Consider the following 1776-nt stretch of genomic DNA (forward strand, 5'->3'; position numbering starts at 1 on the left):
GACTCCGTTGGGAAATCCGCAAACCGGTGATGGCGGATGGTCCTGGCTGCCATGATCGGCCTGTTCGTCGATCGAGGGGGCCGGGTGTCGCTGGAGCCGCGGGGTGGCGTGGGGGTGCCGGAGTTGACCGCGCGGGTGGTGCGGGCCTCGTTCCCGAAGGGAACGCTGGCGATCCGCCTCCGGGAAACACTCGGCCCGCTGTTCGAGGACGGCTCCTTCGCCGAGGCGTTTCCCGCGCGGGGTCGGCCGGCGATCTCGCCGGGTGCGCTGGCGCTGGTGTCGGTGCTGCAGTTCGCGGAGGGGCTCAGCGACCGGCAGGCCGCCGACCAGGTGCGGGCCCGGATGGACTGGAAGTTCCTGCTCGGGCTGGAACTTGACGATCCCGGCTTTGACTTCACGGTCCTGGGCGACTTCCGTGCCCGGCTGATCGGGCACGGCCTGGAGGAGCGGGTCCTGGACCTGGTCCTGGAGCGGATCTCCGGGCTCGGGCTGCTACGGGCCGGCGGCCGTCAGCGGACGGATTCCACCCATGTCCTGGCCGCGGTGAGGACGTTGAACCGGATGGAGTTCGTTGGCGAGACGCTGCGGGCGGCCCTGGAGGCGCTGGCCGCGGCCGCCCCACAGTGGCTTTCGACGGTGGTCACCGCCGCCTGGGCCGAGCGCTACGGAGCCCGGATCGACTCCTACCGCTTCCCCAAAGGCGAGAACGTCCGACAGAAGTGGGCCGAGCAGGTCGGCCGAGACGGCTTCACCCTCCTGGAGGCCGTCTTTGCGCCCGGTGCGCCGGGCTGGCTGCGGGAGGTTCCCGCCGTCCAGGTCCTGCGCCGGGCCTGGGTCGAGCAGTACCACCGCGACGGTGAGGGGGTGCGCTGGCGGGAGGCGAAAGACCTCCCGCCGGGCAGACGTCGGCTGTCCTCGCCCTACGACCTCGACGCCCGTTACAGCGTGAAGCGGGGCTCTGGCTGGTGCGGCTACAAGACCCACCTGAGCGAGACCTGTGAGCCGCACGCCCCGCACGTGATCACCCACGTGCTCACCACGGACGCCACCGTCGCCGACACCGAGGCCACCGAGACCGTCCATGATGGCCTGGCAGCAAGGGAGTTGCTCCCGGGCGAGCACGCCGTGGATGCCGGCTATGTCACCGCCGGCCACATCGTCACCGCCCGCGACGAACATCGGATTGATCTGCTCGGGCCCGTCGGAGCAGACACCGTCCACGAGCGCCACGAGGGCGAGCACATCCCCCAGAGCGCCTTCACCGTCGACTGGGACGCGCGGAAGGTCATCTGCCCGCACGGAGCGGTCAGTGCAAGCTGGTCCGACCAGCGCAAACCCAGCGGAACCCCGATCACCCGCGTGCACTTCGCGCTCCAGGACTGCGATCCGTGCCCGGCTCGGCAGCAGTGCACCAAGGCCGCGAACGGCAAGTGGGGCCGAACACTGACACTCCTGCCCCGCGAGCAGCAGCAAGTCCTCTGGCAGCGCCGCCAAGAGCAGCAGACCGAGGAATGGAAGAAGCGGTACGACACCCGGGCAGGCGTCGAGGGCACGATCTCGCAGGCCGTGCGCCGCGCCGGAATCCGCCGCACCCGCTACACGGGCCTGGCCAAGACCCATCTCGGCAACGTGTTCGCCGCCACCGCGATCAATCTGATCCGCCTCGATGCCTGGCTCAACGGCACACCGCTCGGCAAGACGAGAACCTCGCACCTCGCCGCTCTCGACCTGGCAGCTTGATCACCCAACCCAGTTTGTGGATTTCCCAACGGAGTC

At 69.8% G+C, this 1776-nt stretch carries 1 protein-coding gene; it reads left to right on the forward strand.

Features of this window, described 5'->3' with window-relative positions:
• Positions 1–84: 84 nt before the first annotated feature.
• Positions 85–1740: an IS1182 family transposase gene (locus IE98_RS0141445; protein WP_078661716.1), complete on the forward strand. Its 1656-nt coding sequence runs from the start codon at positions 85–87 to the stop codon at positions 1738–1740.
• Positions 1741–1776 lie beyond the last annotated feature (36 nt).

Source organism: Streptomyces sp. NRRL B-24484 (assembly GCF_000717715.1).
Lineage (GTDB): Bacteria > Actinomycetota > Actinomycetes > Streptomycetales > Streptomycetaceae > Kitasatospora.